Origin of the sequence: Conexibacter sp. W3-3-2, assembly GCF_009707605.1 — a bacterium.
Taxonomy (GTDB): domain Bacteria; phylum Actinomycetota; class Thermoleophilia; order Solirubrobacterales; family Solirubrobacteraceae; genus Paraconexibacter; species Paraconexibacter algicola.
Window position 1 is genome coordinate 2,879,728 of record NZ_WLYW01000001.1, and the last position, 22,326, is coordinate 2,902,053.

21 protein-coding genes are annotated in these 22,326 nt (G+C 75.0%); 12 read left to right on the top strand and 9 right to left on the bottom strand.

The features are described from left to right. Positions 1 to 164: 164 nt before the first annotated feature. Together GKE82_RS13935 and GKE82_RS13940 are read right to left on the bottom strand one after the other, a co-directional pair. On the bottom strand, positions 165 to 2,168 hold the full coding sequence (locus GKE82_RS13935) for a biotin carboxylase N-terminal domain-containing protein (protein WP_154733708.1): 2,004 nt from the start codon (positions 2,166 to 2,168) through the stop codon (positions 165 to 167). 10 nt (positions 2,169 to 2,178) lie between these two features. Then, a complete protein-coding gene (locus GKE82_RS13940; RefSeq protein ID WP_309233604.1) occupies positions 2,179 to 3,780 on the bottom strand; it encodes a carboxyl transferase domain-containing protein in 1,602 nt (533 codons plus the stop codon). A gap of 48 nt (positions 3,781 to 3,828) precedes the next feature. On the opposite strand from GKE82_RS13940, the gene GKE82_RS13945 reads away from it, so the two are divergent. Next, positions 3,829 to 4,422: a TetR family transcriptional regulator gene (locus GKE82_RS13945; RefSeq protein WP_154733709.1), complete on the top strand. Its 594-nt coding sequence runs from the start codon at positions 3,829 to 3,831 to the stop codon at positions 4,420 to 4,422. Positions 4,423 to 4,521: 99 nt separating this feature from the next. Next, positions 4,522 to 5,448, top strand: coding sequence for a DUF559 domain-containing protein (locus tag GKE82_RS30820; protein ID WP_154733710.1), 927 nt, complete (start codon positions 4,522 to 4,524; stop codon positions 5,446 to 5,448). Positions 5,449 to 5,534: 86 nt separating this feature from the next. Here the strand turns inward: GKE82_RS30820 and GKE82_RS13955 are convergent, their stop codons facing one another. Both GKE82_RS13955 and GKE82_RS13960 read right to left on the bottom strand, forming a co-directional pair. Beyond that, the gene (locus GKE82_RS13955) at positions 5,535 to 6,545 is read right to left on the bottom strand and encodes a phosphotriesterase (protein ID WP_154733711.1); all 1,011 of its coding nucleotides are present in this window, start codon (positions 6,543 to 6,545) and stop codon (positions 5,535 to 5,537) included. Between the two features lie 34 nt (positions 6,546 to 6,579). Continuing rightward, positions 6,580 to 7,674, bottom strand: coding sequence for an alpha/beta hydrolase (locus GKE82_RS13960; protein WP_154733712.1), 1,095 nt, complete (start codon positions 7,672 to 7,674; stop codon positions 6,580 to 6,582). A gap of 82 nt (positions 7,675 to 7,756) precedes the next feature. Here GKE82_RS13960 and GKE82_RS13965 point away from each other — a divergent pair, with 82 nt between their 5' ends. The 6 genes from GKE82_RS13965 to GKE82_RS13990 are packed head-to-tail and all read left to right on the top strand — an operon-like array spanning position 7,757 to position 12,160. Next, positions 7,757 to 8,185 carry a hypothetical protein gene (locus GKE82_RS13965; protein WP_154733713.1) on the top strand — a complete coding sequence of 143 codons (429 nt, stop codon included), beginning with the start codon at positions 7,757 to 7,759 and terminating at the stop codon, positions 8,183 to 8,185. Beyond that, on the top strand, positions 8,182 to 9,126 hold the full coding sequence (locus GKE82_RS13970) for an FAD:protein FMN transferase (RefSeq protein ID WP_154733714.1): 945 nt from the start codon (positions 8,182 to 8,184) through the stop codon (positions 9,124 to 9,126). Before GKE82_RS13965 ends, GKE82_RS13970 begins: the two co-directional genes overlap by 4 nt. A gap of 4 nt (positions 9,127 to 9,130) precedes the next feature. Next, positions 9,131 to 9,706: a ferric reductase-like transmembrane domain-containing protein gene (locus GKE82_RS13975; protein WP_107567489.1), complete on the top strand. Its 576-nt coding sequence runs from the start codon at positions 9,131 to 9,133 to the stop codon at positions 9,704 to 9,706. Next, positions 9,703 to 10,524 carry a hypothetical protein gene (locus GKE82_RS13980; protein ID WP_154733715.1) on the top strand — a complete coding sequence of 274 codons (822 nt, stop codon included), beginning with the start codon at positions 9,703 to 9,705 and terminating at the stop codon, positions 10,522 to 10,524. The genes GKE82_RS13975 and GKE82_RS13980 overlap by 4 nt, the downstream gene beginning before the upstream one ends. A gap of 44 nt (positions 10,525 to 10,568) precedes the next feature. Beyond that, positions 10,569 to 11,090, top strand: coding sequence for a DUF4333 domain-containing protein (locus GKE82_RS13985; protein WP_154733716.1), 522 nt, complete (start codon positions 10,569 to 10,571; stop codon positions 11,088 to 11,090). A 38-nt stretch (positions 11,091 to 11,128) separates the two neighbouring features. After that, on the top strand, positions 11,129 to 12,160 hold the full coding sequence (locus GKE82_RS13990) for an LLM class F420-dependent oxidoreductase (protein WP_196189405.1): 1,032 nt from the start codon (positions 11,129 to 11,131) through the stop codon (positions 12,158 to 12,160). A gap of 11 nt (positions 12,161 to 12,171) precedes the next feature. On the opposite strand, the gene GKE82_RS13995 is transcribed toward GKE82_RS13990, so the two are convergent. From GKE82_RS13995 to GKE82_RS14005, 3 genes are all read right to left on the bottom strand, one after another. Beyond that, positions 12,172 to 12,915: an NAD(P)H-dependent oxidoreductase gene (locus GKE82_RS13995; RefSeq protein ID WP_196189231.1), complete on the bottom strand. Its 744-nt coding sequence runs from the start codon at positions 12,913 to 12,915 to the stop codon at positions 12,172 to 12,174. Between the two features lie 87 nt (positions 12,916 to 13,002). Continuing rightward, entirely contained in the window at positions 13,003 to 14,937 is a 1,935-nt protein-coding gene (locus GKE82_RS14000; RefSeq protein WP_154733719.1) for an acyl-CoA dehydrogenase, read from the bottom strand. A 60-nt stretch (positions 14,938 to 14,997) separates the two neighbouring features. After that, complete coding sequence (locus GKE82_RS14005; RefSeq protein WP_154733720.1) at positions 14,998 to 15,885, bottom strand: alpha/beta fold hydrolase; 888 nt, start codon at positions 15,883 to 15,885, stop codon at positions 14,998 to 15,000. Between the two features lie 144 nt (positions 15,886 to 16,029). Between GKE82_RS14005 and GKE82_RS14010 the strand changes: the two genes are divergently transcribed. Next, on the top strand, positions 16,030 to 17,640 hold the full coding sequence (locus tag GKE82_RS14010; RefSeq protein ID WP_196189232.1) for a FlgD immunoglobulin-like domain containing protein: 1,611 nt from the start codon (positions 16,030 to 16,032) through the stop codon (positions 17,638 to 17,640). A gap of 7 nt (positions 17,641 to 17,647) precedes the next feature. Here GKE82_RS14010 and GKE82_RS14015 read toward each other — a convergent pair whose 3' ends face one another. Continuing rightward, a complete protein-coding gene (locus tag GKE82_RS14015; RefSeq protein WP_154733722.1) occupies positions 17,648 to 17,926 on the bottom strand; it encodes a hypothetical protein in 279 nt (92 codons plus the stop codon). Further along, positions 17,923 to 18,324, bottom strand: coding sequence for a GNAT family N-acetyltransferase (locus tag GKE82_RS14020; RefSeq protein WP_107567498.1), 402 nt, complete (start codon positions 18,322 to 18,324; stop codon positions 17,923 to 17,925). Before GKE82_RS14020 ends, GKE82_RS14015 begins: the two co-directional genes overlap by 4 nt. 67 nt (positions 18,325 to 18,391) lie before the next feature. Here GKE82_RS14020 and GKE82_RS14025 point away from each other — a divergent pair, with 67 nt between their 5' ends. Genes GKE82_RS14025 through GKE82_RS14035 form a run of 3 tightly spaced genes read left to right on the top strand, consistent with a single transcriptional unit; the run spans position 18,392 to position 22,303 of the window. Further along, complete coding sequence (locus GKE82_RS14025) at positions 18,392 to 19,846, top strand: DUF5715 family protein (RefSeq protein ID WP_196189233.1); 1,455 nt, start codon at positions 18,392 to 18,394, stop codon at positions 19,844 to 19,846. 51 nt (positions 19,847 to 19,897) lie between these two features. Continuing rightward, positions 19,898 to 21,166 (top strand): HtaA domain-containing protein, encoded by a 1,269-nt coding sequence (locus tag GKE82_RS30825; RefSeq protein ID WP_154733724.1) that lies wholly within the window; start codon positions 19,898 to 19,900, stop codon positions 21,164 to 21,166. 24 nt (positions 21,167 to 21,190) lie between these two features. Further along, positions 21,191 to 22,303: an HtaA domain-containing protein gene (locus GKE82_RS14035; protein WP_154733725.1), complete on the top strand. Its 1,113-nt coding sequence runs from the start codon at positions 21,191 to 21,193 to the stop codon at positions 22,301 to 22,303. Positions 22,304 to 22,326 lie beyond the last annotated feature (23 nt).

A 22,326-nucleotide genomic window follows, 5' to 3' on the forward strand; every position in this document is an offset into this window, starting at 1 on the left:
CCCGCGCGGCGACCGCGCCCCGGCACGACCACCGGGTTCGAACCGCCAGGAGCCCGCATTCTGGGCGTGGTTGCAGGGCCGGTGCAGGGGGACCGGCGGGTCGTCGCCCAGCCGCCCTGCGCCTGAACCTGGCACCGGGGCAGTCGATGCCTGGCGCCTCGGGGTCAGTCCTCGGGCGGCGCCTCGATCGCCGCCAGCAGCGACCCGGCGTCCACCTGCGCTCCGACCTGGACCGGCAGCTCGGTCACCGTGCCGTCCAGCGGCGCGACGATCTCGTGCTCCATCTTCATCGCCTCGAGGACCAGCAGCGGCGTGCCCGCGGACACCTCGTCCCCGACGCGCACGTCGACCCGGATCACCGAGCCGGGCATCGGCGCGAGCAGCGATCCGGGCGCGTCCTGCGCGCTCGGATCGAGGTAGCGCTCCTGCTCGACGAGGTCGACCTGCCCGGCCGGACCGGTCACCGCGGTCGGGCCCGCCTCCAGGCCCGTCGCGCGCCGCACGCTGAACGCGTGGCGCACCCCGTCGACCTCGAGCACCACCGCGTCCGCGGCGGCGGACAGCAGCCGCACGTCCCCGAGCGGGGCGTCGTCGACCGCGATCCGGTCCAGGCCCTCGCGGCGGAAGCGGTACGTCACGCGCAGGACCGCGTCGCCGTGCGCGTACTCCACGAGCTGGTCCTGGGACGGGCTGTTGCGCCAGCCGCTGGGCAGCGTCGCCTGCACGACCGCCGCGTCGCGCTCGGCCGCCTGCCGGGCGAGCGCCGCGGCCGCCGCCGCCAGCCGCACCTCCTGCGGGGAGGCGAGCGGCGCCCGCAGCGGCAGCGACTCGTCCCGGTCCAGGAAGCGCGTGTCGATCTCCCCGGCGAGGAACCGCTCGTCCTCCAGCAGCCGCACGAGGAAGTCGCGGTTGGTCCGCAGCCCGTCGATGTGCGTCTGGCGCAGCGCGGCCGCGAGCGTGCGCGCGGCCTCCGCGCGCGTCGGGGCGTGCGCGATGACCTTCGCGATCATCGGGTCGTAGTAGATCGAGACCTCCGACCCCGACTCGACGCCCGCGTCGACGCGCAGGCCCGGGCGGTCCTGCGGGAACACCAGGCGCGTGAGCACCCCGGTCTGCGGGAGGAAGTCGCTCGCGGGATCCTCGGCGTAGAGGCGGACCTCGATCGAATGCCCCACCGGCTCCGGCTTCCTCGCGTGCGCACCGATCGGCGCGCCCGCCGCGATCTGCAGCTGCTCGCGGACGAGGTCGACGCCCGTGACCTCCTCGGTCACCGGATGCTCGACCTGCAGGCGCGTGTTGACCTCGAGGAAGAAGAAGTCCTCGCTGCCGTCCGCGGCCAGGAGGAACTCCACCGTGCCCGCCCCGACGTACGCGATCGCCTCGCCGGCGGCGACCGCGGCGTCCCCCATCCGCGCGCGGAGCTCCGGCGACACGGCGACGGACGGGGACTCCTCGAGCACCTTCTGGTGGCGGCGCTGGACCGAGCACTCGCGCTCGCCCAGGTGCGTGACGGTGCCGTGCGTGTCGCCCAGGATCTGGATCTCGACGTGGCGGCCGCGCTCGACGAACCGCTCGAGGAGCATGCTGTCGTCGCCGAAGGCGTCCTTGGCCAGCCGCCGTGCGGCGCCGACGGCGGCCTCGAGCTCGTCACCGCTGCCGACGACCTGCATCCCCTTCCCGCCGCCCCCGGCGGACGGCTTGACGAGCAGCGGGTAGCCGACCCCGTCCGCCGCCTCGCGCAGTGCTGCGCCCTCGAGGCCGGTGACGTCGGCGTCCGGCAGCACGGGCACGCCCGCGTCGCGCAGCCGCGACTTGGCCCCGATCTTCGACCCCATGGCGTCGATCGCCTCCGGGGTCGGGCCGACGAAGGTGACGCCCGCGTCCGCGCACGCGCGCGCGAAGGACGACGACTCGGCGAGGAAGCCGTAGCCGGGATGGACGGCGTCGGCGCCGGTGCGGCGCGCCGCGTCGAGCAGCGCGTCGACGCGCAGGTAGGACTCGGCGGGCGTGTTGCCGCCGAGGCGGACCGCGACGTCCGCCTCGCGCACGAACGGCATGTCCGCGTCGGCGTCGGAGTACACGGCGACCGTGCGCAGGCCCATCGCGCGCGCGGTGCGGATGATGCGGCGGGCGATCTCGCCGCGGTTGGCGATCAGGAGCGTCTTCATGGTCGTCCCTCTACATCCGGAAGACGCCGTAGCCGTCGGCGCCCTCCACCGTGCCGGAGTGCACCGCGCTGAGCGCGAGGCCCAGGGCGGTCCGCGTGTCGCGCGGATCGATGATGCCGTCGTCGTAGAGCAGGCCGCTGTTGGCGAGCGCGAGCGACTCGCGCTCGATCTGCTCCTCGACCGCCTTGCGCATCGCGGCGTCGAAGTCCTCGTCGTAGGGCTTGCCCTTCGCCTCGGCAGCCGCCCGGGCGACGATGCTCAGCACGCCCGCCAGCTGCTGCGGACCCATCACCGCGAGCTTCGCGTTGGGCCAGGCGAAGACGAAGCGCGGGTTGTACGCGCGCCCGCTCATGCCGTAGTTGCCCGCCCCGTAGGAGCCGCCGGCGATGAGCGCGAGGTGCGGCACGGTCGAGTTCGTGACCGCGTTGATCATCTGCGCACCGTGCTTGATGATCCCCTTCTGCTCGTACTCCTTGCCGACCATGAAACCGGTGACGTTGTGGATGAAGAGCAGCGGGACGTCCATCCGGTTGGTCAGCTGGATGAACTGCGTGCCCTTCTGGGCCTCCTCGCTGAAGAGGATGCCCTGGGTGTTGGCGATGATGCCGACGGGGAAGCCGTGGATCGCGCCCCAGCCGGTGGTGAGCGAGGTCCCGTAGAGGGGCTTGAACTCGTCGTAGTCGCTGCCGTCGAGGATCCGCGCGATGACCTCGCGCATGTCGAACGGCTCCTTCAGGTCGATCGAGGCGATCCCGGCGAGGTCGTCGATCGGGGCGAGCGGCTCGCGGACCGGCAGGCGCGAGGGTCCCGGGCCGGCCTTGCGCCAGTTGAGCCGTCGCACGACCTGGCGGCCGAGGCGCAGCGCGTCGGGCTCGTCGGCGGCGAGGTAGTCGGCGAGGCCGCTGGTGCGGGCGTGCATGTCGGCGCCGCCGAGGCTCTCGTCGTCGGACTCCTCGCCGGTCGCCATCTTCACGAGCGGCGGGCCGCCGAGGAAGACCTTGCTGCGCTCCTGGATGAACACGTTCCAGTCGCACATGCCGGGGATGTAGGCGCCGCCGGCGGTGCTGTTGCCGAAGACGATCGAGACCGTCGGGATGCCCTGCCGGGAGAGGCTCGTGAGGCGGCGGAAGGTGTCGCCGCCGGGGATGAAGATCTCCGCCTGCTTGGGCAGGTCCGCGCCACCGGACTCGACCATCCAGACGAGCGGCATGCGGTTCGTCTCGGCGACCTCCAGCGCGCGCGTCGAGCGCTTGCCGGTGAACGGGTTGATCGTGCCGCCGCGGATCGTCGGGTCGGTCGCGATGATCACGCACTCGACGCCCTCGACGACGCCGATGCCGGTGACGACGCTCGCGCCGAGCTCGTAGTCGGTGCCGTAGGCGGCGAACGGGCTGAGCTCCAGGAACGCGCTATCGCGGTCCAGCAGCTGCTCGATCCGCTCGCGCGGGAGCAGCTTGCCGCGCTTGCGGTGGCGGGCGACCTTGCTCTCGCCGCCCCCGGCGCGCGACTGCTCGAGCAGCGCGTCGAGCTGGTCGAGCAGCTCCATCATGCCCGTGCGCTTGCGCTGGAAGTCGGCGGCGGCGCGGTCGACCTTCGTCCGGATGACGGTCACGCCGACGATTCTTACATGATCGTTTAACTCTGTGGGAGAGTTTGCGCCGTGGGTGAGCCGGTCGACGTCACACGGGCCAAGCTGCTGGACGCGGCGCACGACCTCCTGGTCGAGCGCCGTGGCACCGAGCCGTCGGTCGCGGAGCTCTGCGCGCGGGCGGGCGTCAACGTCGCGATGGTCAGCTACTGCTTCGGCGGGAAGCGGCAGCTGCTCGACGCGGTGCTCGACCGCACGGTCGTCGGCGTCGTCGCGCAGCTCGACGCGCTCGAGGCCCTCGGGCTGACGCCCGTCGAGACGCTGCGCCGCCACGTCGCGGGCGTCATCCAGAACTACCTGCACTACCCGTACGCGGTCGCGCTCGGCGAGCGCCTGGGCGACCCCGACGGCCGCCTCGCCGCCGCGTTCGCGCAGCCGCTGCTGGCGTTCCACACGCGGCTGCTGGAGCGGGGAGCGGCCACCGGCGACTTCCGCGCGGGCGTCGACCCGGCGCTGTTCTTCGCGACGCTCGTCGGCATGTGCGAGTTCTTCTTCAGCGCGCGCACCTGGATGGCCGCGGCAACGGGCTCCGACGTGGACGCCGCCCTCGTCGCCCGCTTCACCAGGCACTGCGAGGCCCTGGTCCTCACCGGCCTGGGAACCTGAGAGTGCGGCCGGGTGTGTCGCGACGTTCCACGGCGTGGTCACGGTTCCGCGACGACCTGGTGGTAGCGCCGTGACACGACGTCCGGTGGGCTCCCCGGTGTGCCCACACCGGTCGACATCCGCATCGCGCGGACCATCCGCGACGGCGGCGGGATCACGACCCGCAAGGCGCTCCGCGCAGCCAAGGTGACCCCCGCGTCCCTGCGGCTGCGCCTGGAGGCCGGGACCCTCGTCGAGATCCACCACGACGTCTTCGCGTTCCCCCAGGACGAGCTCCAGCCGACCACGGCGTTCCGCGCAGCGGTGCTCTCCTGCGGCGCCGGCGCGGTCCTCAGCCACGAGGCGCTCGCCGTCCACGCCGGGCTGCTGCGGCGCCGCGACGGGGAGGGACTCCCGCTGCACGTGACCGTCCCGCGGGCCCGCAACCCGCGCCGCGCGACGCTCACCGTCCACCGGATGGACCTCGCCCCGCACGAGCGGACCGAGATCGGCGGGCTCCCGTGCACGACGGTCGCCCGCCTGGTCTACGACCTCGCGCGGGCCGGGTGGGCCCGGCGGCGGCTCGAGCGCATCCTGGACGAGGCGGCGTTCCGGGGCTCGTGGCGACGGTGGGAGCTCGAGCGCATCCTCGAGCAGGCCGCCGACCACCCGGGTGCGGCCGTCCTGCGCGCGGTGCTGCGCGAGCACGTGCCCGGCACGACCCGGACCGCGAACGAGCTCGAGGAGCGGCTCCTGGCGATCTGCGACGCGCAGGGATGGCCCCGCCCGATCTGCCAGCAGCCCGACCGCCTCCGCGACGGGTCGCGCATCCTCCACGACTTCCTGTGGCCGGCGCTGCGGCTGATCGTGGAGACCGACGGGGACCGCGGTCACCGGACCCGCAGGCAGCGCCGACGCGACCAGCGCCGGGACGACGCCATGCGGCGGCGGGGGTACACCGTCGTGCGACTGCGCTGGTACGACGTGTTCGAGCGGCCCGACCGCGTCGTCGCGCTGCTCGCACCGCTGCTCGACGGGCGTCGGTGACCGGCGCCGGGAACCCCACGACGCGGTCGGCCCGCGCCTGGGGTTCCCGGGGCCCGGGCGTCGTCAGTGCCGCCGGGGGCGGACGGTCACGCCGACAGCCACGCCGCCGGGTTCGCCTCCAGCATCGTCGCGAGCTGCTCGTCGGTCACCCCGAGCTGCTGCATCGCCGGGATCTCCTCCTCGAAGATCAGCGTCGCGTGCCACCGCGGCGCGAGCATCTGCAGGACCTCCTGGGGGTACCAGTCGATCGTCGCGCAGCTGTCCTGCCCGAGCATCATCCGGTCGGCGTACCCGCGCGAGGCGAGCTCCGCGACGACCTCGTTGCGGCGCGCGGACGGGTTGAAGATGTCCAGGCCGAAGCGGTCCATGCCGATCCACACGCCGGTCTCGAGCACCCGCTCGATCGGGTCGAGCGCGTCGCAGTCGCCGACGTGCGCGACCTGCACCGCGTTCGCCGGAACGCCGCCCTCGTCGACGAGGATCTCGATCTGGCGCAGCGTCTGCTCCAGCGCGCGGGCGCGCTCCTCGTCCGACGGCGGGATCGGCCCCTCCGGGCCGAGCGCGGTGCCGCCCAGGCGGCAGTGGCTCATCACCGGCAGGCCCGTCCGCCGGTGGGCGTCGGCGACCGCGCGCAGGACCTTCTCGACGTCCTCGGTGATGCCGTGCTCGTCGACCGCGCACTTCAGGAACGCGGGCTTCACGCCCGTGCCCTGGATGCCGTGCTCGTGGTCGTGCACGAACGCGTCGGCCAGCGCGCTGCCGTCGCGGAAGCGGAAGTAGCGCGGCAGCGTCTCGTACACGTAGGCGCCCGTCGCGAGCACCATGTTCATGCCGGTCTGCTCGCCGACGCGCTTGGCCAGGCCCGCGTCGCGGCCGAGGTTCATCACCGCCGGGTCGACCCAGGTCCGCACCCCGTGCTTCTGCGCGTTGCGGACCTGCGTGAGCGCCGCCTCCTCCTCGGCGGGCCGGTCCGCGAGATGCGGCCACTCGGTGCGGACCACCTCGCTGACGGTCAGCAGGTGCTCGTGCACGAGCGTGCGGCCGAGGTCGCTCGCGGCGACCGGTCCGGCGGTGGTCTCGACGTGGGATCGGGGCATGGGGCGACACTACCGCCGCCCACCACCCCGGTTCTCAGCCTGCCGTGACCTCCGGCTCCGCGACCGGTGCGGAGACCATCGCCAGCAGCGCGCGCGTGGCGCCCGCGACCTCGATCAGCGCGTCACGCGACACGCGGCTGACGGTCGCCGCGTTCGCGAACCCGTGGATCAGGCCGGGGAAGCGGCGCAGCGCGACGCGCACGCCCGCGTCGCGCAGCGCCCGCGCGTACGCCTCGCCCTCGTCGCGCAGCGGGTCGAACCCGGCGGTCACGACGAGCGCGGGCGGCAGGCCCGTCAGGTCGTCGGCGCGCAGGACGGACAGGCGCGGGTCGAGCGGGTCCGCGTCGGCGACGTACTGGTCCTTGAACCAGTCCATCTGCGCCTCGGTGAGGAAGAACCCGTCGCTGAACAGCTCGCGCGAGCGGTACTCGCCCGCCCCGTCGGTCGCCGGGTAGAGCAGCAGCTGGAATACCGGCGCCTGCTCGCCCGCGCGCGTGAGGACGTGGCAGGCGACCGCCGAGAGGTTGCCGCCCGCGCTGTCGCCGCCGACCGCGACGCGGGCCGGGTCGGCGCCGAGGTCCTGCGCGTGCGCGAGCGCCCAACGCGTCGCGGCGACCGCGTCCTCCACCGGGCCGGGGAACGGGCACTCGGGCGCCAGCCGGTAGTCGACGCTGAGGACGTGCACGCCACCGTGGCGGCACAGCAGCCGGCAGACCTGGTCGTGCGTGTCGAGGTCGCCGACGACGAAGCCGCCGCCGTGGAAGAACACGAGCAGCGGATGCGGGCCGGTCGTGCTCTCCGCGGGCGCGTAGTGCCGCGCGCGCGGCGGGCCCTGCGCACCGTCGACCTCGAGGTCGCGGACGGCGCCGACCGGCACCGGCTTGCCGGCGATCGCCAGGGCCTGCCGGCGGATCTGCGCGCGCGCCTGCACGGGCGGGAGCGTCTCCATCCCGGGCAGGTTCTGCCGCTCGAGCATCGCGAGGGTCAGCTGGATCTCCGGCTCGAGCGCCTGCCCGTCGAGCGACACGGCGGGCTTGCCGGACAGCCGGACCTGCGCGCGCGGCGACAGCGCGGCGAGCGCCCGGGCGGCGCGGTACTCGAGGCGGTCACGGGCGGTGCGGGAGTCCATGCCCGCAACGATACGCCCGTTCTGACGGAACTCTCAGGGTTCCCTGAGGGAGATCGCACACCATCCCGGCACGGTGTACGGCATGCCCTCCCCCAACTCCGTCCGGCCCACCCCCCAGCCGCGGGACCCGCACGCTGTCGCCCGCGAGCGTCTCGCGGCGCGCGCCCGGCGTCTGCGGACGCTCCGCCTGCGGGCGGCCGGCGGAGCGGTGGGCGTCTTCCTCGCCGCCTGGCTGGCGCTGTTCGTGCCCGCCCAGGGCGCGAGCTCCTCCAGCACCAGCACGCAGGCCGCGAGCCCGGCGACCGGCGCCACCGACACCAGCCGCGCCGTCGAGTCCACCACCGGCACCGACGACGGCTGGAGCGACGAGACCTACGACTCGGGCACCACCGAGGACGGCTGGTCCGACGACACGAGCACCGACCAGGGCTGGTCCGACGACAGCGGCAGCACCGCGGGTGACTCCTCCGCGTCGGTCCCCGCCGCGCCGATGACCTCGGGGCAGTCGTGAGCACCGCGACCGCCATCGGGCACGAGCTGCGCTTCCCCTGCTTCGGCGGCACCGTCGGCGTCCGCGCCACCGGGGCCGGCGAGCAGGAGGCCGACGCGGCCGTCGCCCTGGAGCGAGCCCGCGCGCTGCTGCTGGAGATCCACGACCGGCTCACCCGGTTCGAGGACGACAGCGAGCTGTCGCACCTGAACGCCGACCCGCGCGAGCGGGTGCCCGCCTCGCCGCTGCTGCGCCGCTTCGCCGCCGCGGTCCGCGAGGCCGGTGAGCGCTCCGACGGGCTCGTCGACGCGACCTGCCTGCCCGCGGTCGAGGCCGCCGGGTACCGCGAGCACCTCGACCCCACGGCCGCGCACGACCCCCGCGCCGCGACCGCACCCACCTGGACCGCCGACGGCGCCTGGCGCCGCGTCGGCGTGGACGGCGAGCACGTCGTCCGGCCGGTCGGGGTGCGCCTCGACAGCGGCGGGATCGGCAAGGGCCTCGCCGCCGACCTCGCGGGCGAGCTGCTCGCCGGCCTGCCCGCCTGGGCGGTCGACTGCGGCGGCGACCTGCGGATCGGCGGCAGCGCCCGCGTGCCGCGGTCGATCGCGATCAGCGACCCGTTCCACCCCGGTGAGACCGTGCACGAGCTGCAGGTCGCGCGCGGCGCGGTCGCCACCAGCGGCACCACCCGCCGCGCCTGGACGACCACCGGGACGGGCGCGGACGCCCACCACCTCGTCGACCCGCGGACCGGCCGCCCGGCCGACACGGGCGTCGTGCAGGTCACGGCGCTCGCCCCGACGGCGCTCGAGGCGGAGGTCCGTGCGAAGACCGCGCTGCTGCTCGGCCCCGCCCGCGCGCGTCGCGCGCTGCCGCACGGCGGCGTCGTCGTCACCTCCGGCGGCGACGTGCAGGTCGTCCCGCGTCCCGTCCGTGTCCGTCTCCCCCGACCCCACTGAGCCCATGGCCTCCACCGACCCCCAGCTCCTCTGGATCACCAGCCGTGCCGCCGGCACCGCCGCGATCGTCTGCGCCAGCGCCTCCGTCAGCCTCGGGCTGACGATGGGCGGCCGGCTCGCGAGCGGCCCGGGCCGCACCCAGACGTTCAAGACCGTCCACGAGACGCTCGCGATCGCCACCCTCGTCGCGATCGTCGTGCACGCGGCCGCGCTGCTCTACGACCCGTGGCTGAAGCCCGGCCTCAGCGGCATCCTCGTCCCGTTCACGATGGACTACCGGCCGCTGTTCACCGGCCTCGGGATCCTCGGCGGCTTCGCGTTCGCCGCGTTCAGCCTCGCCCCGTACGCCAAGAAGCTGCTCGGCGAGCGCTGGAAGGTCCTGCACCGGTTCACGCTCGTCGCGTGGCTGCTCAGCACCGTCCACGTGATCGGCTCCGGCAGCGACGTCACGGAGCCGTGGTTCGCCGCGCTGCTCGTGATCTGCATCGCGCCGGTGCTGCTGCTCCTTCTCGCCCGCGTCCACCAGGCGCGCCCCGATCTCTTCGCACCACCCACCAATCCCCAGCAGGAGGCTCGATGATCACCCGACGCATCGTCGTCGCAAGCACCGCCGCCGTCGCGCTCGCCGCCGGCGGTGCCGCCGCCGTCGCGGCGACCGTCAAGGACGACCGCAAGGAGGCCGAGTCACAGGTCCTCTCCGACGCGGCGAAGCGGCTGAACGTCACGCCGTCGGAGCTGAAGGACGCGCTCGGCAAGGCCCAGGACGCGCAGCTCGACCAGGCCGTCAAGGACGGCAAGCTCACGCAGGCGCAGGCCGACGCGATCAAGAAGCGGCGCGCCGAGGAGGGCACGGTGCTCGGCCTGCCCGGGCGCGGCCCGCACGGCGGTCCCGGTCGCGGCTTCGGCCCGGGCGGTCCCGGCGGCCCCGGTCACGGCCCCGGTCGCGGACTCGGCCCGCTCGGCGGCGCCGCCGACGCGGTCGCCAAGGAGCTCGGCCTGACGCGCGAGAAGCTGCTGGAGCAGCTGCGCTCCGGCACGACGCTCGCCGCCATCGCCAAGGCGCAGAACAAGGACCTCGCCGACGTGAAGAAGGCGGCGCGCACCGCGCTGGCCAAGACGCTCGCCGACCGGGTCGCCGACAAGAGGATCACCGACGCGCAGCGCGACCACGTGCTCGAGGAGTTCGACGAGCACTTCGACGAGTTCGCCTCCGGCCAGGGCGGCCCCGGCCGGTTCTTCGGCCGCGGTCGCGGCCACCACGGCCCGGGCGGCCCGGGCGGCCCGGGCGGTCCCGCGCCGACGCCGCCGACCGGCCCGGCCGGCCCGGCGACCCCGGACCCGCAGGCCACCCCCGGCTCCTACCCGGGCGAGATCGCGCCGGGCGCGAACCCGGCCTGAGTCACCCGGGCGGATCTGCGGCGGGAGGCGTAGTCTCCCGCCGCATGCGCCGCCCCCTCGCCCTGCTCGCCACCGTCGCGCTCGTACCGCTCGGCCTCGCCGGCTGCGGCGAGGCGACCGTCGACGCGGACAAGATCGAGTCGGAGATCCGCACGGGCTTCGAGTCCCAGGTCCCCGGGGCGAAGGTCGCGTCGATCGACTGCGACGAGGACATCCCCGGCACGAAGGGCTCCCGGGGCGCGTGCCGCATGACCCGTGACGGCGACGTGCGCCTGCTCGTGTCCGTGACGGTCACCAGCGAGGAGGACGACGGCCGCATCCGCTGGCAGGTCACCTCGGCGAACATCCCCGGCAGCTCGCTGGAGCAGCGGGCCGCCGACGCGCTCGAGCGGCAGGTCGGCAGCGCACCCGACCTCGTCTCCTGCCCCGACCGCGTCGACCTGAAGGCCGGCGCGACCGTGCGCTGCGACGTGACGGTCGACGCCCAGACCTACGGCGCGACGGTGACCTTCACCGACGCCGACGGAGCGTTCGACATCAAGGTGGACGACCGCCCGCGGACCTGACCGGCCGGGGGCGGTACGGTCGCGGCATGGCCCGCGACCTGAAGCTCGCCCTGCAGACCGGCTACTGGGGCTCCGGCCCACCGCACGGCGTCGAGGAGTCGATCGCCGAGGCGGAGCGGCTCGGCTTCCACTCGATCTGGACGGCGGAGTCCTACGGCTCCGACGTCCTCACCCCGCTCGCCTGGTGGGGGTCGCGCACCGAGCGCGTGCAGCTCGGCACCGCGATCATGCAGATGAGCGCGCGCCGCCCGGCGGCCGCCGCGATGGCGGCGATCACGATGGACCACCTCAGCGGCGGACGGTTCATCCTCGGGCTCGGCGTGTCCGGCCCGCAGGTCGTGGAGGGCTGGTACGGGGAGCCGTTCGCCAAGCCGCTCGCCCGCACGCGCGAGTACGTGTCGATCCTGCGGGAGATCTGGGCGCGGCGCGGACCGGTCACCTTCGAGGGGGACCACTACACGCTCGGCCTGCCCGGCCCGTCCGGGCTCGGCAAGCCGCTGAAGTCGACCGTGCACCCGTTGCGCGAGGACATCCCGATCTACCTCGCGGCGGAGGGCCCGAAGAACGTCGCGCTCGCCGCCGAGCTGTGCGACGGCTGGCTCGCGCTGTTCTACTCGCCGCACGCCGAGGACCTGTACCTCCCCAACCTCGAGGAGGGGTGGGCCCGGGAGGGCGCCCGCCGCTCGCGCGAGGACTTCGAGGTCGCCGCCACCGTGCCGGTCATCGTGCACGACGACGTCGAGCAGGCCGCCGACCTGCTGCGTCCGATGTACGCCCTGTACTTCGGGGGCATGGGCGCGAAGACGAAGAACTTCCACGCCAACGTGCCGATCCGCATGGGCTACGAGGCGGTCGTCGACGAGGTCCAGTCCCTGTACCTGGAGGGGAAGAAGACCGAGGCGGCGGCCGCGATCCCGACCGCGCTCGTCGAGCAGATGGCGCTGATCGGCCCCGCCGACAAGATCCGCCACGACCTCGAGGCGTGGCGCGACTCGGTCGTCACGACGCTGATGATCAGCGGCGACGCCGCGACGATCCGCCGGGCCGCGGAGGTCGTGCTCGACGCGTAGTCCCCGGCGCGTCAGGCGCGGCGGTGGCCGATGACGCGGATCTCCACGTCCTCGCGCAGCCGCCAGTCCTCCCCGACCTCGCCGGCGTGGTGGAACGGGATCGTCTCGGCGGTCCGCCAGTCCGCCAGCCGCGCGGCGAGGTCGTCGAGGATCGCGTGGCGGTCGTCGTCCTGCACGAACGCGACCGCGTTGGCCACGAGCGCGGGCAGCACGCCGAACCCGGTGTAGCCGAGCACGCCGTTCTGCAGCGGCCACAGCACGATCTCGACGTCGCCCATCAGGCCGTCGGGCGCGAGCATCCCCGGCCACGCGTTCGTCGTCGTGACGAGCATCGCGCGCTTGCCGGCGAAGCCGCCCTCGGCGTAGCGGCGACCGCCGCCGTAGGCGACGTCCTTGACGAGCACGCGGTCGAACCAGCCCTTGAGGATCGCCGGGACCGAGAACCACCACAGCGGGAAGACGAGGACGACGAGGTCGGCGGCGCGGAGCTTCTCGACCTCGGCGGCGACGTCGTCGCAGAGCGTGTCGGTGCGGACGGCGTGCTGCTGCTCGCGGTCGTACCAGAGCCGGTGGTCGAAGCGGCGGTTGGAGAACTCCTCGCCGCGGGCCACCGGGTCGAAGCCCATCGCGTAGAGGTCCGAGACCGCGACCTCCATGCCCTGGGCCTGCAGCTCGGCGACCGCCCGGTCGCGCAGCGCCGCGCCGAACGACGTCGGCTCGGGGTTGGCGTAGACGACGAGGGCGCGCTCGGGCATGGCCCGCATCCTGCCAAACGGACGGTGTGTCCGAACACGCCGGTGCGCCCGGGTCCCCGACGATCGGGGCCCGGGCGCCGGGTGGTCCTACGGGAGCGCGATCGGCGCGGCGAGCACCTCGTCCGGGATGCCGAACGCGTCGACGAGCTCGCGCGCCTGCTCGCGCACGTCCATGCAGAGCAGGTTCACCTCGGTGGTGATGCGCTTGGAGCGCTGCGTGGTGAGCCGGCCGTGCTCGAGGTACCAGCCGCGGTCGGCCTCGATCGTGCTCAGCGCGTAGAGGTCGCAGAGCTGGCCGAGGGCCTCCTTGAGCTGCGGGTCCTCGCAGCGGTCGATGCCGGCGACGAACGCGTCGAACACCTTGCGCTCGACGTGTGCGCGAGCGGTGTGGATGACGTGGTCCTGGCAGAAGTTGAAGACGCGGAACGGGTCGAACCCGTTGTCGATCCCCGACTTCAGCCGGCGGGCGACGCTCGCGAGGATGTGCTCCTCGCGCCAGCGCAGCAGCTCGCCCTGGTAGCCGCGGTCGCGCAGCTCGCGCTCGTCGTCGGAGGCGGGCAGCACGTCGACCAGCGCGCCGATCAGCTGACGGGCGAGCGACTTCTCGACGACCGTCTCGACGACCTGGCCGGCCACGAAGCGCACGAGCGCCGGCTGGTCCATCGACGCGAACTGGTCCTTGTAGTCGGTCAGCAGGCCCTTGGCGACGAGCTGGTACAGGATCCAGTTGTCGCCCTCGAACGTCGTGAAGACGTCGGTGTCGGCCTTCAGCGCCGCGAAGCGGTTCTCGGCGAGGTAGCCGAAGCCGCCGCACGCCTCGCGGGACTGCTGGATCGTCTCGGTCGCGTGCCAGGTGGTGATCGCCTTCAGCCCGGCCGCGTAGGACTCGAGCTCGCGCTGGTCGCGCTCGGAGAACTCGCCGCCGCTGAACGCGACGTGGAGCTTCGCGGCGACCTCCTCCTGCGCGAAGTGCAGCGCGTAGCTCTTGGCGAGCAGCGGCAGCAGGCGGCGCTGGTGGGTGCGGTAGTCGAGCAGGAGCGTCTCGCTCTCGCCGCCGGGCGGGCCGAACTGGCGGCGCTTGAGGCCGTGACGGACGGCGATGGTCAGCGCGTTCTTCGCCGCGTTGCCGGCGGCGCCGCCGACGCACACGCGCCCCTGGATCAGGGTGCCGATCATCGTGAAGAAGCGGCGGTTCGGGTTCTCGATGTCGCTCTCGTAGACGCCCTCGGGGGTGACGTCGGCGTAGCGGTTGAGCAGCGCCTCGCGCGGGATCCGCACGTGGTCGAAGGAGAGCATCCCGTTGTCGACCCCGTTGAGGCCGATCTTCTCGCCGCAGTCCTCGATCGTGACGCCGGGCAGCGGCGTGCCGTCCGGGTCGCGCAGCGGCACGATGAACGCGTGGACGCCGGGCTTCTCGGTCCCGACGATCAGCTGCGCGAACACCGCGGCGATGCGCCCGTGCACGGCGGCGTTGCCGATGTAGTGCTTCGTCGCCGCCCGGTCGGGCGTGTTGATCACGAACTCGTCGGTCTTCGGGTCGTAGGTGGCGGTCGTGCCGAGCGACTGGACGTCGGAGCCGTGCCCGATCTCGGTCATCGCGAAGCAGCCGGGCAGGTCGGCCCGGATCGTCTGCTCGAGGTAGAGGTCGTGGTGGCGCTTGGTGCCGAGGTGCAGCAGCGCGCCGCCCCACAGGCCGAACTGCACGCCGCACTTCACGAGCAGCGACAGGTCGCCGTGCGCGAGCGTCTCGAACGCCGCGATCGACGCGCCCACGTCGCCGCCCCCGCCGTACTCGACGGGGAAGCCCATGCCCGTCTGGCCCTCGGCGGCCAGCATCCGCATGCGCTCGAGCACCAGCTCGCGGTACTCGTCGGTCGGCAGCCCCTGCACCGGTGCGTGCTCGGGCTGCGAGAGGATCCGCCGGGTCAGCTCGCGCACCTCGCGGTACGGACCGTCGAGGTAGCGGCGCAGCGCGTCCGCGTCGAGCGAGATCGCGGCGGGCCGGTAGGAGGTGGAGGCCATGCCCCAGATACGGCGCTGCGCGCTCGCGGGGACTTCCCGCGCGCGCGCGTGTGCGTCATCTCACGGAGCGCCGGGCGCGAACAGCGCGAGCACCTCGGCGCGCACGAGGTCCGGGCGCTCGTCGGCGATGAAGTGCCCGGCGCCCGGGACGAGCTTCAGCCGGTAGTCGTCGGCCTGGGCGGTCTCGGCGGCGGCGAGCGACGCGTCGATCGCCGTGTCCCGGTCGCCGAACAGCGTGACGGTCGGCACGGTCGAGCGGCGCTGCTCGGGCTCGCGACCCAGGCGCGGCAGCTCGTGCAGCAGGAAGGTGCGGTAGGTCGCCTGCCCGGTGCGGGCGCAGACCGGGTCGCGGAAGCGGTCGACGAACACGGCGGCGTCGGCGGGCCCGAACGCCTCCCGGTTCTTCACCGCGATCCGGAACAGCAGGTGGAGGAAGCCGGTGCGCTGCTGCAGCGGACGGCCGAACGCGGCCATCACGGGCTGGTACAGCAAGAAGCGCCAGAGGTGCGGGGCGAGCGTCCTCGGCGTGTTCCACGGGTGCGCGATGTTCAGCGCCAGGTACGCCGTGAACCGCTGCGGGGCTCCGAGCACGAGCAGGTGCCCGATGTAGCCGCCCCAGTCGTGGCCGACGAGGCCGACCCGCTCGAGGCCCAGCGCGTCGAGCAGCGCGAGCAGGTCCTGGGCGACCTCCTCCTTCTCCCAGCGGTGCCGGGCCGGGCCCGACCAGCCGTAGCCGGGCAGGTCGGGGGCGATGATCCGCAGCCCGGCGGGCGGGTCGGCGAGCAGGTCGCGGTAGCCGAGGTGGTGCTGCGGCCAGCCGTGCAGGCACAGGATCGGCAGGCCGTCCGGGTCGCCGGCCTCGGTCACGTGGAAGCGCACGCCGCGCGCGTCGACGTAGGAGCGGCGGACGCCGTCGATCGGCGGCGGGACGGGGACGGTGCCGGGCATGGCGGCAATCTACAGGCGCGTAGGTTCCTCGGGGCGGGCGGGATCACCGGGGTGCGACCCGGCACCCGCTTGCGCGCGGGGTCGGCGGCGAGGAAACTTCGACAGTCGGCGCACTCCGACCACGTCCCACATCCCGAGGTCCCCTTGTCGCCGTCCGTCCGTCCCGCCGCGGTCCCCGCCGCGCTCGTCGCCCTGCTGACCCTGCCCGCCGCCGCGGCCGCCGGGGAGCTGCAGGCGGTCTCGTCCCTGAGCAGCACCTGCGACCCGTCGACCACCGGGACCGTGCTCTCCGGTCCCGGGGTGGACACGCCGCTGGTCGCCGCGCTCGCGGCCGGCTCCTCCGCGGTCACGATCGACGGCGTCCGCGTCGGCGCCGGCGAGGTGCTGTGGGCCCCGCTGCCCGCGCGGGCCAGGACGGAGCGCCCGTTCGCGGTCAGCTGCCCGGAGACCGCCGGCGACACCCGCTACGAGATCCGCCTGCACCCGATCCCGGCCCTGCCGACCAGCTACGTCGGAGCGGTCGGGTCCGACGCGGTCAGCACCCTGCCGTTCACCCTCACCCGCCCGGCCACGGTCGTCGCCGACGTCGTCACCGAGGACGGGGCGGTCACCGTCGACGGCGCCCCGGTCGACTCCGCCACCCCGGTCGCCGTGCGCCTCGGCACCCGCTCGGGCACGGGGACCGTCACGATCGCGCGCCGCGACGGCTTCCCGATCTGGGAGGCGCGCCTGCGCGCACTGCCGGCCACCGTGTCGAACCTGCGCTTCCCATCGCCCTTCACCAACGCGACGCCGCGGGCGATCGGGAGCGTCGACCTCGACGAGCCCTCGCGCCTGGAGGTGACGGTACTGCCGCCGACGGGCGAGCTCGTGGTCGCGCGGCCGCTCGCGCCGACCGACCTGCCCGCGGGCACCGTGCCCGTGGCCTGGGACGGCCGCAACCTTCGCGGCATCGCCACGCCCGACGGGTCGTACCGCGTGCGGGTCCGCAGCGAGGACGCGACCGGGCGCCGGACCGAGGTCCTCGCTCCGGTGACGCTCGACCGCACCGGCCCCGCGGTGACTGCGGGCCGCGTGTCGGTGACGCTGCCGCAGTCCGTGCAGCTCTTCGCCGAGGACCTGCAGTCCGGGGTCGCCGAGGTCCGCGTCGCCGTGCCCGCGTCCGCGGGCGGCAGCGCCCGCACGATCACCGCGGTGCAGACCGCCCCGTCGCCGACCACGCCCGGCACGCCGCAGCCGCGCCTGCGGATCACCGTCCCCGCCCCCGACGGCGGCTGGCGGGCGGGCCGCCACCCGCTGACCGTCACCGCGGTCGACCGGGTGGGCAGCACCAGCACGCGGACGCTGACGGTCGACGCCGTCGAGGTGCGGGGCGGCACCTGCGGCCGGGCACTGGCCGCAACCGCGGCGCTCGTGAGCAGCCGCGTGCGCGATGCGCTCGCGTCGACCCGCGAGGGGCGCGGGCGCGATGCGGCTCGCGTGTACCGGATCGCGGCGGTGCGCTGCGTCGACCTCGATCGCGACGGCACCCGGGAGATGGCGGTCCTGCTGCGCAGCCGCCGCGCCGGCGCGGTGACGCCTCTGGTCGTCTTCCGCGTCTCGCCGCAGGGCACCTACGCGCCGCGCGTCATCAGCACCCGGCACGCGCTGCGCGGCATCGCGGCGCGCGGCCGGACGGTGCGGGGCACGACGACGCGCGGCCGGGTCGTGACGGTCCGCGCCGCGGGGCGGGACCTCGTGCTGCGGGTGCGCTGAGCGCGCCTCAGGCGGCGGGGTGCTCGCGCGCCCAGGCGACGATCCGCTTCGAGCCGCCGATCCAGGTGCCGTCGTCCAGCTGCAGCGCGGGCACCCAGTGGCTGCCCGTGCCCGCGTGGACGCGCTTGCGTCCCGGGGTCTGGAGCGCCCCGGGGATCGCCCCGAACGAGTAGGTCCGCTCGACCTCCGGGTCGTGGCCGGCGTCGCGCAGCGCCTGCAGCGCACTCGCGCAGACGTGCTCGTGCACCGGGGTCGCGAACGCGCCCCAGCAGACGTAGAGCTTCACGGTCGTCGCACCATCCACTTGTAGAGGTCGTCGGGCTTCGTGAACCCGTGCTGCTCGTAGAGGCCGTGCGCGTCCTCGGTGGCGAGCATCAGCCGGCGGACGTCGCGCAGCTGCTCGTGCGCGACGACGGCGGCGATCAGCGCCCGGGCGACCCCGCGGCCGCGGGCGGCCGGGAGGACGAACACGTCGCAGACCCAGCCGAAGGTCGCGTAGTCGGTGACGACGCGGGTGAAGCCGACCTGGGCGCCGTCGTCGTCGTACGCGCCGAAGCAGAGGGAGTGGTCGATCGCGCGGTCGACGCGCTCGCGGGGGACGCCGATCGACCAGTAGGCCTCCTCGCTGAGGAAGCGGTGGATCACGTCCCGGTCCAGGCGGTCCTTGTCGGCGCTGATCTCCATCTCCGCGGAACGGTAGTGACCGCGGGCGTGACGCGGACGCGACAGCGGGTCTGACAGGCTGCCGGGCGTGTCGTCCCGCCGGTCCCCGCGGAGCGCCCGCCCGTACGTGGCGGTCGCGCTCGCCCTGCTCGCCGTGCTCGTCGTCGCCGGTGCGGCGATCCTGCGCGACGGCTCGGGCGGCGGGCTGCGCCCCGGGTCCGGCGGCGCCGACGGCGGCACCGACCCGCTCGCGTACCGCGACGGCGATCGCGCAGCGCTGGAGCGCGCCGCGGCCGACGGTCTGGCGCACGTGCTCTACGCGAAGTCCCCGGGCGGGGCGGTCGCGACCGCGCAGCGCGTCGCGCGCTGGCGGCCGCTGATCGAGGAGATCGCCGGTGGGGACGGCGGCACCGTCGACCCCGACACGCTCGAGGCGATCGTGTTCCTGGAGAGCGCCGGCCGCGAGGACGCGCGCGTGTCCGACGACCTGGAGGGCGCGGCGGGCCTGACGCAGATCCTCGCCGAGACGGGGACGAACCTGCTCGGCATGCGCGTCGACGTGCGCGCCAGCGAGCGGCTGACCCGCGGGATCGCGCGCGGCAGCAAGGTCGCGGCGCGCGTGGCGCTGCGCCGCCGGATCGACGAGCGGTTCGACCCTGCGAAGGCGCTCGCGGGGACGGTCCGCTACCTCGCGTTCGCGCGCAAGCAGCTCGGCGACCGGCTCGACCTCGCCGTCGCCGGCTACCACATGGGCGTCGGCAATCTCCAGGAGGTCCTGCGCCGCTTCGGGGAGGGCGACGACGTCCCGTACGCGCGCCTGTACTTCGACAGCACCCCCGTCCGCCACCCGGACGCCTACGCGAAGCTCGCGTCGCTCGGGGACGACTCCGCGACGTACCTGTGGCGGGTCCGGGCCGCGCAGGAGATCATGCGCACGTGGCGCGCGGACCCCGCCGCGCTGCGGACGCTCGCCGCGCGGCAGACGGCGAAGAACAGCGCCGAGGAGGTCCTGCACCCCAAGGGCTCGACCCCGATCTACGAGGACCCGTTCGCGCTCGGTCGGGCCCGGGCCGCGGGGACGCTGCGCGCGCTCGACGCGGACGAGCTGGACGGCTACGGCATCCGGCTGGACCCGCAGATGGGGGAGCTCGCGCCGCGCCTGCAGCAGTCCCGGCGGCTGTACCGGGCGCTGCGCCCGGAGGCCCTCGCCGTGCTCGCGTACATCGGCACAGGCGTGCGGCAGCTCGCGGGGGACGACGACGCGCGGCTGACGATCACCTCGAGCGTGCGGGACACGCCGTACCAGCGGCTGCTGACGCGGCGCAACATCGAGGCGACGCGCAGCTACTCGCTGCACACCACGGGCTTCGCGTTCGACATCTCGCGCACGTACTCGTCGCGGGCGCAGGCGCGCGCGTTCCAGTTCTTCCTCGACCGGCTGACGGCGCTGAACCTCATCGCGTGGGTGCGCGAGCCGGGCGCGATCCACGTGACCGTGTCCGGGGACGCGCGGCGGCTGCTCGGGGTGCTGGGCCCGCCGTAACCGGCGTTTGTTAGGTCACCCTTACAACTTCTGGTAGCGTCCGGCCGCATCGTGCGTGCCCGGTCGCTGCTCCCCACCCTCGCCCTCGTCGCCGCGGTTCCCGCGGGGATCCCGGGCGCCGCGCACGCCGCCGGGACGGGCACCGCGGCGATCACGCCGGACGGCGACGGTGGCGCGGTGCGCCTGACCACCGCGCGACGGCTCGCCGTGACCGCGGTCGCCGGCGGTGAGCTGCGGCTGGCGGGCGCGCTGCGCCTGCGGGCCCGCGGCGCGGCGCGCACGGTGACCGTGACGGGACTGCGCCTCGCGGTCGCCCGGTCCCCGCTGACCCTGCGCGGGACCGTCGCGGGACGCCGCGTGACCCTCGCCCGCGCGACCCCGGCGAGCGGCCGACCGCTGCGCACCGACGCGACGACCGGCGCCGTGCGGCTCGACGGCGCCGTCCTGCGACTCACCGCGGCGGGCGCGCGCGCCCTGCGCGGACCGCTGCGCCTGCGCCGCTCCCCGGGCACCGCGCGGCTGGGCCGGCTCTCGCTCGCCGTCCCCGCCCGTCCCGCCACCCCGGCCCCGGCCCCGGCGCAGCCGACCGCCCCGGCGGTGCCGACGGCCACGACGCCTGTCGCCACGCCCACCCCCGCGCCCGCGACGACGCCCACGGCGACCGCGACCCCCGCGCCCACGCCGGCGCCGGGCCCGACCGCCGACCCGTGCTGGGCGAGCCGCCCCGCGACCCCCGTCGGCGCCGCGGACTGGATCGCCTGCGACCCGGCAGCCGGCGGCAGCCTGCGCAGCTTCACCACCTACGTCCGCGGCAGCTGGTCGGCCGCCCCGCCGTGCGTCGTCGGACGGGCCGGCGTGTTCCCGTCCGCCGGCGCGAGCCGGATCGACGACGCCAACCCCTTCGACCACCGGCTCACCGTGGCCGCGGTCGACCGCCCCGCCGACGGCACCGTGCGCCTGCGGCTCGCCGGCACGCTCGAGTACGCGCTCGACGCCCACGGCATCGACCAGGCGACCGCCGACCCCGTGATCGTCCTCTCCGCCGACCGCCGGACCGGCACCGTGCGCGCCGACGGCCGCGCCGCCCAGGGCGGCCCGTCCAGCGCCTGCCCGGCGACGCCGACGCCGTTCACCGACCGCGAGATCCTCGAGCTGCGGATGGACGAAGCCCACGCCGTCACGACCGGTCCCGCCGGCACCACCTTCACCCACGTGCCCGCGCGGCTGACCGCGACGGGCGCGACCACGATCGGCGCCGGCTTCTACCCGGCGGGCGCCGCGTACGGCTCGTTCACCTTCACGGTGCCGGCCGCTCCCTGACCCACCACCACAGGACCCACACCCATGCCCAGCCCCGTGCGTCGACGCGTCCCGCGTCCCGTGCTCACCGGCGCCGGCCTGCTCGCCGTCACCGCCCTCACCGCCCCCGCGGCGATCGCCGCGCCCCAGCCGGTCATCGGCGGCCAGCTCGACTGGACCTCCGTCAACGTCTACGGCCCCGCCGGACAGACGCCCCAGAACCGCACCTGGGTCGGCTACGTCACCAACAGCCCGAGCCCGGCGACCCCGCGCGGCACCGCGACCCCGAGCGGCTGGGCCTGGGGGGACACCGTCCTGCCGACCAGTCCGCGCGGCGCGGACGTCACCGTCACCTGGTCGTTCCCGGCGATCGGCGGCACCTACGACCCCGAGACCGGCACCGGCACCGTGCGGCTCGCCGGCACGCTGACGTTCACCTCGGCGCCGCCCCCGGACGGGCACGGCTTCACCGTGTCGATCGAGGACCCCGTCGTCGAGCTCGACGGCACGAGCACCGCGCGCCTGTACGCGACCGGTCTCGCGTCCCCCGGCACGACGCGGTACACGCGCGCCGCGCCGGTCTTCACCCTCGACCGGTCCGCCGCCACGACGACGGCCGACGACCAGGGCACCGTGCGCATCTCCGGGCTCGTGCCCGCGGTCGCCCAGACCGGCTACGTCTTCCCGGGCACCGACGGTGCCGCGCCGAGCGGCTACCCGGCGGGCGCCGGACCGGACCGCACGCCGAACACGTTCGGCGGCTTCGCGCTCCAGGTCGTGACGCCGCGCGCGGGCGCGACCGGCGCCGACGGGCCGACCGGCGCGGGCGGCGCGACGGGCGCGCCGGGCGCCGTCGGACCGCAGGGTCCCGTCGGCCCCGCCGGGGCGACCGGCGCGCCCGGCCCCGCGGGCCCGGCGGGCCGCGACGGCGTCGTGCGGACGGTGACGCTGCGCGGGGCGCGCGCGCCGTTCGGGCGGGCCGCGGCGGCGGTCGAGCTGCGCCGGGCCTCCGGCGCGGTCGTCGGCACCGGGGTCGTGCGCGGCCGGCGGCTCACCGTCGTGACGCCCGTGGGCACCCGGCTCGTGGGCGCGTGGACGCTGCGGCGCACCACGCGCGCGATCCGCACCGCGCGCAGCGCAGCCGTGCGGATCGGCTGAGCCATCGGGCGCGGTCACCGAAA